Source organism: Luteibacter sp. E-22 (assembly GCF_049913125.1).
Classification (GTDB): domain Bacteria; phylum Pseudomonadota; class Gammaproteobacteria; order Xanthomonadales; family Rhodanobacteraceae; genus Luteibacter.
The window spans coordinates 822,008-835,320 of record NZ_CP183975.1; the positions used below are offsets into that span (position 1 = coordinate 822,008).

The window sequence follows — 13,313 nt, forward strand, 5'->3', positions numbered from 1 at the left end:
AAAACTGTGAGGAGACACACCGTTCCATGGAATCGCTAGCCTCTACCGTCGTGCTGCTCGAACAGGAACAGGCGTGGCGTGATCCCGCCGCTTTCCTGTGGCGCGCCGAAGCCGCCGATCGCCTCGACCTGCTCCTTATCGGCGCGAACGATCCCTCGTGGCGGGAGCGTGCGGTGCGGCTCATCGATGCCATGGAAAGGCTCGACACCGAAGGTTTCTCTTCGATCCGGGATGCCATCCGTCGCGGCGAAGGGCGCGCCGCGTTGACGGCATGGCTCGATGTCGGCTTTCCGACGGGGCAGCACTACGATGTGCTGGACCATGTCGTCGCGGGCGTGCTTTCGCTGGAAGAACCCGCGGTGCCACACATCCTGCCGGCGGAGATGGTTTTCTATCAACCGAGCCCGGCAAGGCACATCATCGATGGCGTGGCGCGTGCCGGCATCACGGCCGGCGACGTCGTGCTGGATCTCGGAGCGGGCATGGGGCATGTGCCGATCCTGGTGGCGATCCTCACGGGAGCGCGCACGCTCGGGGTGGAGCGCGAGCCCGCCTACGTCGAGCGGGCGGCCGAGGCGGCAGCCCGGCTTGGGCTGGCCGACGTGCATATGCGCGTCGGCGACGCGCGCGATGCCGAGCTGTCGGAGGCGAACGTCTTCTACCTGTTCACGCCCTTTATCGGCAGCGTGCTGCGCGATGTCGTGGAGAACATCGAGCGCGAAGCCCGGCGGCGACCGATCCGCGTGGTCACGCTCGGCCCCTGCTCGCGTACCTTCGCGCGGATGCCATGGCTCCGCAGCGAGGACCCCGATCCCCAGGCGGCGGAACGTATCGTGGTATTCCGTTCAACGCTTGGCGAGCGGTAACCGGCTTATCAGCTTTGCGCGGAAGACGCCCGCGAGTTGGTGAAATCCCGCCTCGGTGGGATGCATCTCGTCGTTCCACTGTGCGTCGTCGGTCAATTGCCCGCGCAGGTCCACATAGTCGAACATGCCGCCGAAAGTGGGGTTGCGCTTGACCGGCTCGAGTACGCGCTCGACGAAACCATCGATCAGGTGACGGGTGAACTCGCGCCATGCATCGATGCCGCCATCGATCACGGTCTCGATGTTCGGCCCGATCCACGGGCCGACCGATTTCTTCAGCAAGGCGGCGGCACCGAGGTTGCGCAAGCCGAGTTCGGCCGCGCCGCCGATGCGCCGCGGATAGTCGTATGTGTGCGCGATGATCGGCACATCGGGCCGTGCTTGATGGAATGCCTCGACGAAGAACGCGTAAGCCTCGCGTACCTGCTCGTAGCGGCCGGTGGCGACGATGACGTCGAACGCCTGGCTGGCGCTCAGGCCACGCCGCCCGGCCAGGGCATCGTGCAGCCATGTGTCGACGAAGTCGTTGCCCCCGGCGCTCAGCAGCACGGCATCGAACCGGTAGCGGGTGAACCAGCCGATGAGATCGTCGACGTTGTCCCTGGTGAACATCGAGCGTTTCGGATGATCGGTTTGCGGAGCCGCCTGGTCGCCGCTGCGTTCCACCCGGAAGAACAGACCGCCCTTGCCGAACTGCGGCACGCCCCGCGCCTCGTCTTCCGGGGCGGGAGACACGATCCAGTCGAGCAGGTTCATCGCCAGTGGCGTGGAAAACCAGGAATCGCCCTCGCAGAGGATCACGGGGGTGTGTTCGAGCGCATGCTGGTTCTTGAGGCCCATGTACATGGCACGGAACTGGCCACGCTGGGACAGGGCTGAGGATTGGGGCATGGCGTGTCCTCGTTCGGCGTGCCCGCCGATCCTACCACCCTGTCATGGGGGCCTTGCCTTGACGATGTTTTTCCCCGGTCCCAAACTCGCCCGGTCGCGGCAGGGGGTTGCGACCTACCAGGGGAAAACCATGAAGGGTTTGGCAAGGAAGTGGGCGACCTTCGTCGCCTTGTCGCTGTTCATATCCATGTCGCATGCGTCGGCGCTTTCGGATCTGCCATGGCAGTTCGGACCGGCCAAGGTGCAGGTGGGTCCGCAAGCCACGATCGAGGTGCCGGATGGCTATGCTTTCCTCGATCCGGAAGGCACGAAGCGGCTCAACGTGCTGATGGAGAACCCGCCGGACGAGACCGACACGTACACGCTCGCGCCGACCGACATGCGTTGGACCGCCTTCTTCGATTATGACGATATCGGCTACGTCAAGGACGATGAGAAGCTCGACCCCGACGATATCCTTAAGTCCGTCAAGGAAGGTACCGAGGAGAGCAACAAGGAACGTCGTTCGCGCGGGTGGGACACGCTGACCCTCGTTGGCTGGAAGAACCCGCCGCAGTACGACACGCAGTTCAAGTCGTTGGCCTGGTCGTTCCTGGCGCGCAACGACAAGTCGCAAACGGAAGTGGTGAACTACAACGCGCGCATCCTCGGGCGCAGTGGCGTCATGAACGTGGTGCTGGTGTCCGATCCGGAATCGCTCAACGCATCGGTCGCGGATTTCAAGGGTACGCTGGATGGTTTCGCGTTCACGCCGGGCCAGGCCTATACCGATTTCCACGCGGGCGATCGCGTGGCGGAGTACGGTCTCGCCGCACTGATCACCGGAGGCGTGGCCGCGGTGGCGGCCAAGAAGGGATTCTTCGCCGTGATAGCCACGTTCTTCGCTGCGGCCTGGAAGTTCATCCTCATCGGTCTGGCCGCGGTCGGCGGCGCGATCAAGCGCATGTTCGGGCGCAAGTCGTAAACGCCGGTATGTTGCCGCATGCGTGGTGGCTGCTGGCAGGCGTCGTAGGCATGTATGTCTACGATGCCGTGCTGCTCATCTATCACAATGAGGTGGTGTTCTTCGAACGGAGGGATGGCAGCTGGTCGTTCTCCGTCGGTTCGGACTTCGAAATGGCGGGGCGGCATGTCTACATACCTCCATTACTCGCGCCCGGCCGGCCCATGTTGCGCCTGCGCTGGTCGTCCCGCCTCGCCCCGCTCGACATCGCCTCGCCGCATGGTTTGCATGCCTGGCGAGTCGGTGTGCGTGCCACGGTGTTTCCGGCCATGCTCGTGGCCTTGCTGTTCGCCGTGATGCCCGCCGTCTTGTTCATGTCGGTATGGGTGCTCCTGGGTTGGATGGTCGCGTTGTATGTCGCCATCGTCCTGGCGGTGCTGCGAACCTGGCGGATGCGCAAGCTCACGGGACTCGGCGGCAGGGCATTCGCTTCGTTGGCCTCCGATGCCTTGCTCTGCGCACCCTATGCGCTGAACATCGTGCGCAAACAGGGGCTGCATGCCGCGGAGCGCTTCGACCTGGTGGGGGCGGCCCATGCCTTGCTCGACAGCGGCGAGCGTGCACGCCTGACGGCGGCGATCCACGCGAGGTTGCATCGGCAGATGGATCTCGAGGACCTCGGCAGCGAACGGCACGCACAATTGCAGACCTACCTCCTACAGATCGAAGGTGCCCTGGCATGACCACGCTCGAATTCGTCGTCGTCGCCGCCTGCCTGGCGATCGGCTACAAGTACACGTCCGCATTGCTGGGCAAGCGCGACGAGCCTGCCCCGGACGATCGCCCCCTGGACACCACGCCCCTCTTCGAGCGGCCGCTGCCATGGCACGAGGTGCTGGGAGTGCTTCCGGAGGCGACGCATGAAGAGATCGTGGCCGCCTACCGCACGCGCATGAGCCAGTACCACCCGGACAAGGTGGCCAACATGGGAGAGGATATCCGCGCGCTGGCCGAGCGCCGAGCGAAGGAGATCAACGCGGCCTACGCGGAGGCCTGCGCCGTCCGGCCCGCCTGAGCGGGCCGGCAGGAAAGGAATCAGCGAATGCGGCCGCCGCCGAAGTGTCCGGTGCCGCCGCCCACGGAAATACTGACCCCTCCGGTGGGATGCTCGCAGCTGCCGAAGGCCTGGCTGAGGCTCACCGTGCCCGCCTGGTAATTGCCGCTGCCGCCGTGGCTGGCGCTGACCACGCCCGTGCTGACGCTGCCGTGTACCTGGGGTTTGTTATAGGTGGCGTCGTCGCAGCGGGGGCCGTCGTCTTCCACTTCGGCGCCGGTCATGCGGCCGCTGGTGTCGCCGTAGTAGGTGCCGGGCGGGTCCTTCGGACGGGAAGGGGTCACGGCGACGCTTTCGCCGCTCTTCGTCACCGTTGGTCCGGCCACGCCTTGCGCGGTGGGCGGGGCCGCGGTGGTGCTGGAGGTGGCGGGTACATAATCCGCCGGCAATCTGAGATTGAGCGGTTTTTCCTGCGCCACGGCGGCCGTGGCGAGGAGGGAAAGGGCGGCGAGGGCGAGGATCGGTTTCATGGGACGCTCCGGGTTAGGCCATGGAACGCTTGAGGGCGCGTCCGGTGTACCGGCCTTGGAACACCGGCGTGCCACCGGAGTTCCCGGCCTTTCGCCACCTTACTCCGCCAGCGCCTCGTCGGCGTCCTCGGGCACGCTTTCGCCGAGGCGGGCGCGCAGGCTGTCGATCTCGCGGCGAAGGTTGCGATTCTCGGCTTCGAGTTCGGCGACCTGCTCGCGCAAGGCCTTCACCTCGTCGGTCGGCTTTTCACGCGGCTTGCGCTTCGACTCCCGGACGCGCTTGGCCGCTTCCTTCAGTTCCACGTCGCCGGCCGTGGCCGCGGCGCGCTGTTCTTCCTCGGGCAGGCTGGCCACGGCCGCCGCCGCGCTGATCGACAAAGTGCCGGATTTCACTGCCGCGACCACCTCCGGGGCGGCCTCCTTGCGGATCTTCTCGATCATCCCGACCTGGTTGCTGCTGATCCGGGCTTCACGGGCGATGTCCTTGCGAGTCTCGGCAGGAGAGGCCTTGGCCGGTTTCCCCTGCGCCGGCTGTGCGCCGGCGGCATCGAAGGGCAGGTCGGACGGTGCGTCGGCACCCTCGGCCGCGGCCATGCGGGCGCGCCGCTCGGCGAGGATCTCGCGCTTTCGCAGGGCCAGCACCCCTCGCTGGAAATCCGAGACGCTGCGCCGTCCCAGGTGCTGCTCGATCATCCAGAGGTGCACGTCGTCCAGGGACTGGAAACGCTCGTTCTGCACGGTGTTGAACGGAATGTCGTGCTTGCGGCAGATGCCGTACCGGTTGTGCCCGTCGACCAGCGTATCGCCCCATAGCACCAGCGCGTCGCGGCAGCCTTCAGTGAGCAGGCTGCGCTCCAGCGCCTCGTATTCGTCCGGGGTAAGCGGATCGATGTAGGCCTTGAGGTCTTCGTTGATGACGATATGCATGATGCGGCTACGGGCGGACGCGACGGCGGGGGCGGCATTCTAGTGCCTGGGACGGAACCGTGCAGGAATCCGGCTTTCCCCCTGCCGGGACCCATGACGGACGGCCGTTGGCGGGCATGAAAGGACATGCGAGTCTTGGCCGACATAGCGCATCGCTCATGGGAGGGGTCGGATGGTCAGTCGTCGCGAGTTCATGCAGGCTGCGCCGTTGGGCGCGCTTTCCCTGGCAGGCCTGGGCCTGGCCTGGCCCGCGGCAGACGCCGCCGCCAAGACGCCACGTTCGATGCAGGACATCCCGGTTGAAAAAATCGTCTCCCTGGCCGGCGACAACGTGCCAAGGAAACCGGCGCAGTACCCCGCCCAATTGGCCGAGATACTCAAGGAAACCAGCGATGTGGGCGACTCGTATCTCGCCGAAGGCGCCGTGGGAAGCCTGGAGGCGCAGTTCGCGAAGCTGCTGGGCAAGGAGGATGCGGCCTTCATGCCGACCGGCACCATGGCCAACCAGATCGCCATCCGGCTCCTGAGCGGCGACCGTTCGCGTGTGCTGCTACAGAAGGAAAGCCACGTCTATCGCGACGAAGCGGACGCGGTCGCCGTGATGAATGCGATCAACCCCGTACCGGTCGACGGTGGCGCGTCGGACGGCCTCTACGACGCCGTGGCCGCGGCCTTCGCGCAAAGCGCCGAGAAGCCTTACCCGGTCGAGATCGGCGCGGTATCGATCGAGAGCCCCGTGCGGCGGCTGGATGGCGCGGCGGTCTCGCAGGAAACCGTATCGAAGATCGGGGCGCTCGCGCGGAGCAAGGGCACGGGCATGCACCTGGATGGCGCCCGCTTGTTACTGATGTATGGCAGCAAGGACTTCGACCTCCAGCGCTATTGCGCGCCATTCGATTCGGTCTATGTGTCGCTCTACAAGTATCTGGGCGCGCCGTTCGGCGCCGTGCTGGCGGGCGACAAGGCCTTCGTCGCGAAAGCGCGCCTGGCGCGGCACGTGTTCGGCGGCACGATCTACCACGGCTGGATAGCCGCGGCGATCGCGTCGAAGACATTGGTCGGGTTCGACCAGCGATTTATCCGCGTGCACGCCGAGGCGGAGAAGTTGCTCGGCTTGCTCGGTGCCATGCCTGGAGTCGAGGTACAGCGCGTACCGAACGGCAGCAACATCGCCTTCCTCAAGCTCGACGAACGGATGGCCACGGGATTGCGGGAACGCCTGTTGGAGCGGGATATCGTCGTCGGCTCCGTCCATGAAGGCCGGTTGCAACTCGCGTTCAACGAAACGATCCTGCGCAAACCCGTGGCGGCGATCGCGGCTGCCTTTTCGCCATAGCCCGCGGGTGACGGATTCAAGCCAGTGTGGCTGGCTTGAGCAGATCGGACAGGCCCACGCGGTGCAGCATCTCCGCGCGGAGTCGATCGAGTACCGCGAAGCCCACGTTCGCACCGTCTTGCGTCGGATCGTAGTGGAAACGGAACGGGCGGGTACCGAAGGGCATGTCCACGATGTCGACGATGCCCTTGGCGACACCGCCAACGTCGGCATCGTCCGGGACGATCTCCGCGAACGCTTTCTGGACCTGCTCGCCGAAGTCCTTGTAGGGGCCTGCTTCGTACTCGGCAAGGCGGGCTTCGTCGGCGGGACGTCCCGAATGGGCGAAGTGGTTCGTTCCCTTGGTGAAGGCACCCGGCACGACGATCGAGGTCTCGATGCCCCAGCGCGAGAGTTCGCGCGCATATTGCACCGCCAGCGCATCCATCGCGGCCTTCGCGGCGAAGTAGGGCGACAGGTAAGGCGGCGTGCCGCCAGCCGAACTGCTGCTGGAAATCCATACCAGGAGGCCTTGTTTCGCGGCACGCATATGCGGAAGCGCGGCGCGGTTGACCCGCTGCGTTCCCAGCACGTTGACGTCGTACTGCTGGGCGAACTGTTCGGGCGTGAAGGCTTCGGCAGGGCCGAACATCATGTGGCCCGCGTTGTGAACAAGGACATCGATGCGCCCGCTCTCTCCGATGATGGACTTGATGGCGGCTTCGGCCGAGGCCTCCGATTGCACGTCGAGTTCGAGTGCGCGTAAGTCGACGTTCTCCGAGGCTGACAATCGTGCCATCTCGGTCGCGTTTCCGGCGTTGCGTCCGGCGACGTCGCGCATGGATGCGTAGACGGTATGGCCGGCGCGGGCGAGCGCTTCGGCGGTGATGCGGCCGAAGCCGCTGGAGGCGCCGGTGATCAGGATGATTTTCTTGCTCATGACGGAATGTCCTGGATGGGATGTCGTTCGAAGGGGATCAGATGACGCCGCCATTGGCGCGCAATACCTGGCCGTTGATCCAGGCGCCATCCGGGCCGGCGAGGAACGCCACCGCGCTGGCGATGTCTTCCGGCTGGCCAAGGCGTTCCAGTGGCGAGAGCTTCGCCAGCTGGTCGATGAGGGCCTGCGGCTTGCCATCGAGGAAGAGCGCGGTGGCCGTGGGACCCGGAGCCACGGCATTCACCGTGATGTTGCGGCCGCGCAGTTCCTTGGAGAGGACGTGGGTCATGGCTTCCACGCCAGCCTTGGTGGCCGCGTAGACCGCGTAGTTGGGCTGGTAGAGGCCGACGACGCTGGAAGACAGGTTGATGATGCGGCCGCCTTCGCGCAGTCGCTTCGCCGCTTCGCGAAGCATGTTGAAGCTGCCCTTGAGGTTGATGGCGACATGGCTGTCGAACAGCGCGTCTTCGGTATCGGCGATGCTCGCGAGTTTCATGATGCCGGCGTTGTTGACGACGACGTCCACGCCACCGAAGGCCGCCTGGGCGGCATCGAACATCCGGGCCACGGCGGTGCCGTCGCTCACATCGGCCTGTGCGGGAATGGCCCGGCCGCCGGCGGCCTCGATCTCCGCCACCAGTCGCTCGGCCTCCGCCACGTTGCCGGCGTAGTTGACGACGACGGTGAAGCCGTCGGTGGCGAGCCGGCTGGCGATGGCGGCACCGATGCCGCGCGAAGCACCCGTCACGATGGCAACCTTGTTCGTCTCGTTCATGATTTCGTCTCCAGAAGGGCTACCCGTGGTGGGCGGCGTGGGACGAACTATCCGCGCTTGAGGCTCGCAAATAATCCAGCTAGATTTGCCAACACCGTTCTGTAAATGCGAACAATGAGGGCGAATGGATCGTCTCGATGCCATGCGATTGTTCACCCGGGTCGTAGACCGCCGGAGCTTCACCCAGGCCGCCAACGACCTGGAAATTCCCCGTTCGACAGCCACCCAGGTCATCAAGCAACTGGAAGACCGGCTGGGCGTGAAGCTGCTGCAGCGGACCACGCGGACGGTTCGCCCGACCCTCGATGGCGAGGCCTACTACCGCCGTTGCCTGGCGATCCTCGATGACATCGAAGACGCGGAAGGTGCCTTCAGCGGAGCGGTGGCCAAGGGCATGTTGAGGATCGAGGTGCAGGGCACCCTGGCCCGCCACTTCCTGATGCCCAGCCTTCCGCGCTTCTTCGCCGCGTACCCCCAGATCGAGATCGCCATGAGCGAAAGCGATCGCTGGGTCGACGTCATCCGCGAGGGCTGCGATTGCGTGCTGCGCTATGGCGCCTTGCCGGATAGCGACCTGATCGCGAGGCCCGTCACGTCGCTCGAACGGATCACGTGTGCCGCGACCAGCTATCTGGAGAAGTACGGCGCGCCGACGAGCCTGGACGACCTGGTGAATCATCGTGCCGTGTGCCTTCGCTCCATCACCACGGGCGCATTGAGACCCTTCGAGTTCGTCGAGGCCGGCCAGGTCACCAAGGTGGACATGGCGGTACCGTTATCCGTCACGGGAACGGAGAGCTTCCTGGAAGCGGTGCGGCTCGGCTTCGGCCTCGCACAGATGCCGCTGTTCCACATCGAGCGGGACCTTGCCGAAGGGCGTTTGCAGCGTGTGCTTGCGCCTTACGCGTTGCCCCCGGGGCCGGTGTCCATCCTGTATCCGAGAGCCCGCCAGTTGAGCCCTCGCGTGCGCGTGTTCATCGATTGGGTGATCCAGCAGTTCAGTCCCGTGGGGCGATAAACTCAGATGCGAACCATTGATGGGGAGGCGGGGATATGAAGGCTAAGGATGTGTCGGGAAACGAGTCGGCTTCCAGGCTGATCGACGAACGGATCGCGGGCCTCGGCGACTGGCGCGGGGAAACGTTGGCAAGGATGCGCAAGCTCATCCATGAGGCCGATCCGGAGGTCGTCGAAACCTGGAAATGGATGGGCACGCCGGTATGGGAGCGCGGCGGCATCATCTGTACCGGTGAGACGTATAAGGCGAAGGTGAAGTTGACCTTCGCCAAGGGCGCGTCGTTGAACGATCCCTCGAAGTTGTTCAATTCGAGCCTGGACGGCAACGTGCGGCGTGCCATCGATATCGGCGAGGGCGAGGAGGTCGACGCGGATGCGTTCAAGACGCTCGTTCGCGCCGCTGTCGCTCTCAATGCGTCAGGGAAGGCGGCGAAGCGGGCAAAGTAGGGTCCAGCGGACTTTTTTTCGATGGCCTGTCGAAATCCGGTGCGGTCGTTCGACGATGAGTGAAGGCAGCCAATCGGCGCCTCTCACGGGCTGGCTGAAACAGTCCCATCGTCAGGAGGAATCCCATGCACAAGGCTAAGCGGACGATCGGTGTGATGAGCTTTGCGTTACTTGCGGCGCTCTGTATATCAGAGCAAGCGATGGCGCAGGGCGCGCAGAAAGCCAGCGGTGCGACGCCTTATCCAAAGATGGCGCCGGTCGACCAATACCTGATGGCGAACCGGGACGATGAAATCACCCTGGCGCGAAGCGCGGCTCCTGAATCCATTTCCCAGGACGCTACGGTCCTGGTCTTGGGACGCAAGGGTTATGAAACAGCGGTCGAAGGCAAGAACGGCTTTGTCTGCGTGGTGGGCAGAAGTTGGACGGGCCCGTTCGACTGGCCGGAATTCTGGAACCCGAAAATAAGGGCCGCCGATTGCCTGAATCCCCAGGCCGCGCGGGCGATCGCGCCGATCTTCCAACTGCGCGCCAAGCTGGCGATGGCCGGCCGGTCAAAGGCGGAGATGCTGTCCGCCGTCAAGAGTGCGTATGAAAAGAAACAACTACCGGAACTCGAAAACGGCGCCATGGATTTCATGATGTCGAAATCGTCGTATCTGACCGACGAAGGCGAGCACAATATGCCTCACCTCATGTTCGACACCCTGGTCGAGGACGGTAAGGACTGGGGTTCCGGTGCGGAGGGTTCACCCGTGATGTCCAGCCCTTACTGGTTCATGGCTCCGAACCAGCGGGACCAGACGAAGGGGTTGCCGCCCATCCTGGTGTTTTTGGTCGGAGTGGGAACGTGGTCCGATGGGACGCCAGCGGACATGCACGGTCACTGATGTCAGGATCGCGTCAGGCTCGGCGGTAAGGGCCACTGGTGCACTTGGCGTATGACCACGCGAATCGTCCGCTAGAATATGCCGATGCAACCCACCGCCCCCTCAGCCTTCCGCCTGACCGTCGCCCCCATGATGGACTGGACGGACCGTCACTGCCGGTATTTCCACCGTCTGCTCTCCCCACACGCCCGCCTCTATACCGAAATGGTCACCAGCGCCGCGCTGGTGCGGGGCAACCAGCTGCGGCTGCTCGAGCACAGCCACGAAGAGCATCCGGTGGCCCTGCAGCTGGGCGGTAGCGATCCCGTGGAGCTGGCCAAGGCTGCCGTGATGGGTGCACAGGCCGGCTATGATGAGATCAACCTCAACGTGGGTTGTCCGTCGGATCGGGTGCAATCCGGCAAGTTCGGCGCCTGCCTGATGCGCGAACCAGAACTCGTCGGCGAATGCGTCCGTGCGATGGCCGAGGTGGTCGACGTGCCGGTAACGGTCAAATGCCGCATCGGCGTGGACGACCAGGACGAATACGCCGACCTGCAACGCTTCACCGCGACGATGATCGAGGCTGGCGTGCGAATCCTCGTGGTCCATGCCCGCAAGGCCTGGCTCGATGGCCTCAGCCCCAAGGAAAATCGCGAGATCCCGCCGCTGGACTACGGGCGGGTGTACCGGTTGAAGCGCGAGTTCCCGGAGCTGACGATCGTCATCAACGGCGGCATCACGACGGTGGACGCCGTGCGCGAGCACCTGGCTCACGTCGACGGCGTGATGCTTGGCCGCGCCGCCTATCACGACCCCTTCGTCCTGGCGAAGCTGGAAGCCGATCTCTATGGCACGCCCCTGCCAGAGCGGTCGGACATCCTGGAACGGATGCGTATCTATATCGACGCCGAACTGGCTCGCGGCACGCAGCTGAAACACATCACCCGGCACATTCTCGGGCTGTACCAGGGCGAGCCCGGCGCGCGCGGGTTCCGCCGCCAGCTGTCCGAAGGCGCCCATCTGCCCGGCGCCGACTGGCGTCTGATCGAAACCGCGTTGGCCGCCTTCCGGCAGGCCGCCTGATATTCCCGACACCTCCCGAGGTCCGCACCGCATGATCGTCACCGAGCGTCTGATCCTTACCCCGAGCGCCGTCTCCGATTTCGACGACTGCCATGCGATGAGGACGGACCCGGAGGTGATGCACTTCATCGGCGGCAGCGCGCCCGGGGAAGACACCTGGATTCGGCTGCTCCGCAACGTGGGGCATTGGACGTCCTTCGGCTACGGGTTATTCACCTTGCGCGAGAAGGACGGTGGCCGGTTCGTCGGCGAGGCGGGTTTGGCGCATTTCCGCCGCGGCCTGGGGGACCAATTCGATCCGTTCCCGGAAGGCGCCTGGGCGCTGGCCCGGTCGGCGCATGGCAAGGGTTATGGCACCGAAGCGCTGCGGGCCGTCCACGACTGGTTCTTCGAGCGTCGCGGGGTGGGCCGGACCGTCTGCCTCATCGATCCGGCGAACCTGGCGTCGGTGCGACTGGGCGAGCGCCTCGGCTACCAGGCCTTCGACCAGGCCGACTACAAGGGCAAGACACAGACGATGTTCGAGCGCGTCCCCTAGTCGGTATCCGACGGGCTGAGGAGGTCATGGCGCCCCCGGCGCCGGGCTGCCCGGGTTTCGTTCAGCTTCGGGCTGGGCGGGGCTGGGCATGATCGGTCGACTAGCCAGACCCCGGTCGCCTTCCGCCAGACATGAAAATCACGTTTCGTCCGCTACTTTTCGCCGCGCTCAGCCTTGCCTTGCCCGTCGTCGCCCAGGCCGACCAGTCGTTGACGCTGGAACAGGCGGTAAGCAAGGTGCAGAAGGATACCGGGGGAAAGGTGCTGTCGGCGGATACGCGGCTGGTGGAGCGCGGCAGGATTACCGAATACCGGGTCAAGGTGCTCACCCTCGACGGACACGTCAAGGTGGTGCCCGTCCGTACCGAAACCGCCAAGCCCCTGGATGCGAACGCCGGGGATAACAAGGAGAAACATTGATGCGAATCCTGCTGGTAGAGGACGAGGCCCCGCTGCGCGAGACACTCGCCGCGCGCCTCAAGCGCGACGGTTTCGCCGTCGATGCGGCGCAGGACGGCGAAGAGGGCCTGTACCTCGGTCGCGAAGTGCCGTTCGATCTCGCCATCATCGACCTGGGCCTGCCCAAGCTGTCGGGCATGGACCTGGTGAAGGCCCTGCGTGAGCACGGCCAGCGCTACCCGATCCTCATCCTTACCGCCCGCGGCAGCTGGCAGGACAAGGTCGAGGGTCTCAAGTACGGCGCCGACGACTACCTCGTGAAGCCCTTCCACGTCGAGGAACTGCTGGCGCGCATCAACGCGCTGGTTCGCCGTGCCAGTGGCTGGTCGAAGCCGGTGCTGGCCTGCGGCCCGATCAAGCTCGACACCACGGCGCAAACGGTGACGGTCGAAGGCCGTCAGGTCGACCTGACCAGCTACGAGTACAAGGTGCTGGAATACCTGATGCTGCATGCGGGTGAATTGGTCTCCAAGGCCGACCTCACCGAGCACATCTACCAGCAGGACTTCGACCGCGATTCCAACGTGCTGGAAGTCTTCATCGGCCGCCTGCGTCGCAAGCTCGATCCGGAAAGCGCCCTGAAGCCGATCGAAACCGTCCGTGGCCGGGGCTACCGCTTCGCCATCCCCCGCAACGAAGCGGACGAAGACTGATCGC

At 65.0% G+C, this 13,313-nt stretch carries 17 protein-coding genes; 12 read left to right on the forward strand and 5 right to left on the reverse strand.

The genetic code is table 11. The annotated features are described in order from the left end of the window. Positions 1–26: 26 nt before the first annotated feature. Positions 27–866, forward strand: a complete 840-nt coding sequence (locus ACN9M2_RS03535) for a methyltransferase domain-containing protein (RefSeq protein ID WP_426286792.1) — start codon at positions 27–29, stop codon at positions 864–866. Here ACN9M2_RS03535 and ACN9M2_RS03540 read toward each other — a convergent pair. Next, positions 846–1,757, reverse strand: coding sequence for a hypothetical protein (locus ACN9M2_RS03540; RefSeq protein WP_426286793.1), 912 nt, complete (start codon positions 1,755–1,757; stop codon positions 846–848). The genes ACN9M2_RS03535 and ACN9M2_RS03540 overlap by 21 nt on opposite strands. A gap of 130 nt (positions 1,758–1,887) precedes the next feature. Here ACN9M2_RS03540 and ACN9M2_RS03545 point away from each other — a divergent pair, with 130 nt between their 5' ends. The 3 genes from ACN9M2_RS03545 to ACN9M2_RS03555 are packed head-to-tail and all read left to right on the forward strand — an operon-like array spanning position 1,888 to position 3,775. Next, positions 1,888–2,721, forward strand: a complete 834-nt coding sequence (locus ACN9M2_RS03545) for a DUF2167 domain-containing protein (RefSeq protein WP_426286794.1) — start codon at positions 1,888–1,890, stop codon at positions 2,719–2,721. An 8-nt stretch (positions 2,722–2,729) separates the two neighbouring features. Further along, the gene (locus ACN9M2_RS03550) at positions 2,730–3,443 is read left to right on the forward strand and encodes a hypothetical protein (RefSeq protein WP_426286795.1); all 714 of its coding nucleotides are present in this window, start codon (positions 2,730–2,732) and stop codon (positions 3,441–3,443) included. Continuing rightward, on the forward strand, positions 3,440–3,775 hold the full coding sequence (locus tag ACN9M2_RS03555) for a J domain-containing protein (protein WP_426286796.1): 336 nt from the start codon (positions 3,440–3,442) through the stop codon (positions 3,773–3,775). Before ACN9M2_RS03550 ends, ACN9M2_RS03555 begins: the two co-directional genes overlap by 4 nt. Positions 3,776–3,795: 20 nt before the next feature. Here ACN9M2_RS03555 and ACN9M2_RS03560 read toward each other — a convergent pair whose 3' ends face one another. Together ACN9M2_RS03560 and ACN9M2_RS03565 are read right to left on the reverse strand one after the other, a co-directional pair. Next, on the reverse strand, positions 3,796–4,284 hold the full coding sequence (locus ACN9M2_RS03560) for a hypothetical protein (protein ID WP_426286797.1): 489 nt from the start codon (positions 4,282–4,284) through the stop codon (positions 3,796–3,798). 99 nt (positions 4,285–4,383) lie between these two features. Further along, entirely contained in the window at positions 4,384–5,211 is an 828-nt protein-coding gene (locus ACN9M2_RS03565) for a plasmid replication/partition related protein (protein WP_426286798.1), read from the reverse strand. Between the two features lie 172 nt (positions 5,212–5,383). Here ACN9M2_RS03565 and ACN9M2_RS03570 point away from each other — a divergent pair, with 172 nt between their 5' ends. Beyond that, positions 5,384–6,547 carry a threonine aldolase family protein gene (locus ACN9M2_RS03570; RefSeq protein WP_426286799.1) on the forward strand — a complete coding sequence of 388 codons (1,164 nt, stop codon included), beginning with the start codon at positions 5,384–5,386 and terminating at the stop codon, positions 6,545–6,547. A gap of 16 nt (positions 6,548–6,563) precedes the next feature. Here the strand turns inward: ACN9M2_RS03570 and ACN9M2_RS03575 are convergent, their stop codons facing one another. After that, on the reverse strand, positions 6,564–7,466 hold the full coding sequence (locus ACN9M2_RS03575) for an SDR family oxidoreductase (protein WP_426286800.1): 903 nt from the start codon (positions 7,464–7,466) through the stop codon (positions 6,564–6,566). Between the two features lie 37 nt (positions 7,467–7,503). Continuing rightward, positions 7,504–8,241 carry an SDR family oxidoreductase gene (locus ACN9M2_RS03580; protein WP_426286801.1) on the reverse strand — a complete coding sequence of 246 codons (738 nt, stop codon included), beginning with the start codon at positions 8,239–8,241 and terminating at the stop codon, positions 7,504–7,506. Positions 8,242–8,365: 124 nt separating this feature from the next. On the opposite strand from ACN9M2_RS03580, the gene ACN9M2_RS03585 reads away from it, so the two are divergent. From ACN9M2_RS03585 to ACN9M2_RS03615, 7 genes are all read left to right on the forward strand, one after another. Then, complete coding sequence (locus ACN9M2_RS03585) at positions 8,366–9,259, forward strand: LysR substrate-binding domain-containing protein (protein WP_426286802.1); 894 nt, start codon at positions 8,366–8,368, stop codon at positions 9,257–9,259. A gap of 35 nt (positions 9,260–9,294) precedes the next feature. Next, positions 9,295–9,705: a DUF1801 domain-containing protein gene (locus ACN9M2_RS03590; RefSeq protein WP_426286803.1), complete on the forward strand. Its 411-nt coding sequence runs from the start codon at positions 9,295–9,297 to the stop codon at positions 9,703–9,705. A 125-nt stretch (positions 9,706–9,830) separates the two neighbouring features. After that, the gene (locus ACN9M2_RS03595; RefSeq protein WP_426286804.1) at positions 9,831–10,595 is read left to right on the forward strand and encodes a hypothetical protein; all 765 of its coding nucleotides are present in this window, start codon (positions 9,831–9,833) and stop codon (positions 10,593–10,595) included. A gap of 84 nt (positions 10,596–10,679) precedes the next feature. Further along, complete coding sequence (gene dusA, locus ACN9M2_RS03600) at positions 10,680–11,660, forward strand: tRNA dihydrouridine(20/20a) synthase DusA (RefSeq protein WP_426286805.1); 981 nt, start codon at positions 10,680–10,682, stop codon at positions 11,658–11,660. Positions 11,661–11,691: 31 nt separating this feature from the next. Beyond that, positions 11,692–12,198 (forward strand): GNAT family N-acetyltransferase, encoded by a 507-nt coding sequence (locus tag ACN9M2_RS03605; protein ID WP_426286806.1) that lies wholly within the window; start codon positions 11,692–11,694, stop codon positions 12,196–12,198. Positions 12,199–12,329: 131 nt separating this feature from the next. Beyond that, positions 12,330–12,617, forward strand: coding sequence for a PepSY domain-containing protein (locus ACN9M2_RS03610; protein WP_426286807.1), 288 nt, complete (start codon positions 12,330–12,332; stop codon positions 12,615–12,617). Next, positions 12,617–13,309, forward strand: a complete 693-nt coding sequence (locus ACN9M2_RS03615; protein ID WP_072321955.1) for a response regulator transcription factor — start codon at positions 12,617–12,619, stop codon at positions 13,307–13,309. Before ACN9M2_RS03610 ends, ACN9M2_RS03615 begins: the two co-directional genes overlap by 1 nt. Positions 13,310–13,313 lie beyond the last annotated feature (4 nt).

Bases quoted from the DNA above. Each gene is read 5' to 3' on its own strand.
- ACN9M2_RS03550 (WP_426286795.1), top strand. From the start codon at position 2,730: ATGTTGCCGCATGCGTGGTGGCTGCTGGCAGGCGTCGTAGGCATGTAT.
- ACN9M2_RS03540 (WP_426286793.1), bottom strand. From the start codon at position 1,757: ATGCCCCAATCCTCAGCCCTGTCCCAGCGTGGCCAGTTCCGTGCCATG.
- ACN9M2_RS03560 (WP_426286797.1), bottom strand. From the start codon at position 4,284: ATGAAACCGATCCTCGCCCTCGCCGCCCTTTCCCTCCTCGCCACGGCC.
- ACN9M2_RS03575 (WP_426286800.1), bottom strand. From the start codon at position 7,466: ATGAGCAAGAAAATCATCCTGATCACCGGCGCCTCCAGCGGCTTCGGC.
- ACN9M2_RS03615 (WP_072321955.1), top strand. From the start codon at position 12,617: ATGCGAATCCTGCTGGTAGAGGACGAGGCCCCGCTGCGCGAGACACTC.
- ACN9M2_RS03570 (WP_426286799.1), top strand. From the start codon at position 5,384: ATGGTCAGTCGTCGCGAGTTCATGCAGGCTGCGCCGTTGGGCGCGCTT.
- ACN9M2_RS03565 (WP_426286798.1), bottom strand. From the start codon at position 5,211: ATGCATATCGTCATCAACGAAGACCTCAAGGCCTACATCGATCCGCTT.
- ACN9M2_RS03590 (WP_426286803.1), top strand. From the start codon at position 9,295: ATGAAGGCTAAGGATGTGTCGGGAAACGAGTCGGCTTCCAGGCTGATC.
- ACN9M2_RS03605 (WP_426286806.1), top strand. From the start codon at position 11,692: ATGATCGTCACCGAGCGTCTGATCCTTACCCCGAGCGCCGTCTCCGAT.
- ACN9M2_RS03595 (WP_426286804.1), top strand. From the start codon at position 9,831: ATGCACAAGGCTAAGCGGACGATCGGTGTGATGAGCTTTGCGTTACTT.
- dusA (WP_426286805.1), top strand. From the start codon at position 10,680: ATGCAACCCACCGCCCCCTCAGCCTTCCGCCTGACCGTCGCCCCCATG.
- ACN9M2_RS03610 (WP_426286807.1), top strand. From the start codon at position 12,330: ATGAAAATCACGTTTCGTCCGCTACTTTTCGCCGCGCTCAGCCTTGCC.
- ACN9M2_RS03545 (WP_426286794.1), top strand. From the start codon at position 1,888: ATGAAGGGTTTGGCAAGGAAGTGGGCGACCTTCGTCGCCTTGTCGCTG.
- ACN9M2_RS03555 (WP_426286796.1), top strand. From the start codon at position 3,440: ATGACCACGCTCGAATTCGTCGTCGTCGCCGCCTGCCTGGCGATCGGC.
- ACN9M2_RS03580 (WP_426286801.1), bottom strand. From the start codon at position 8,241: ATGAACGAGACGAACAAGGTTGCCATCGTGACGGGTGCTTCGCGCGGC.
- ACN9M2_RS03585 (WP_426286802.1), top strand. From the start codon at position 8,366: ATGGATCGTCTCGATGCCATGCGATTGTTCACCCGGGTCGTAGACCGC.
- ACN9M2_RS03535 (WP_426286792.1), top strand. From the start codon at position 27: ATGGAATCGCTAGCCTCTACCGTCGTGCTGCTCGAACAGGAACAGGCG.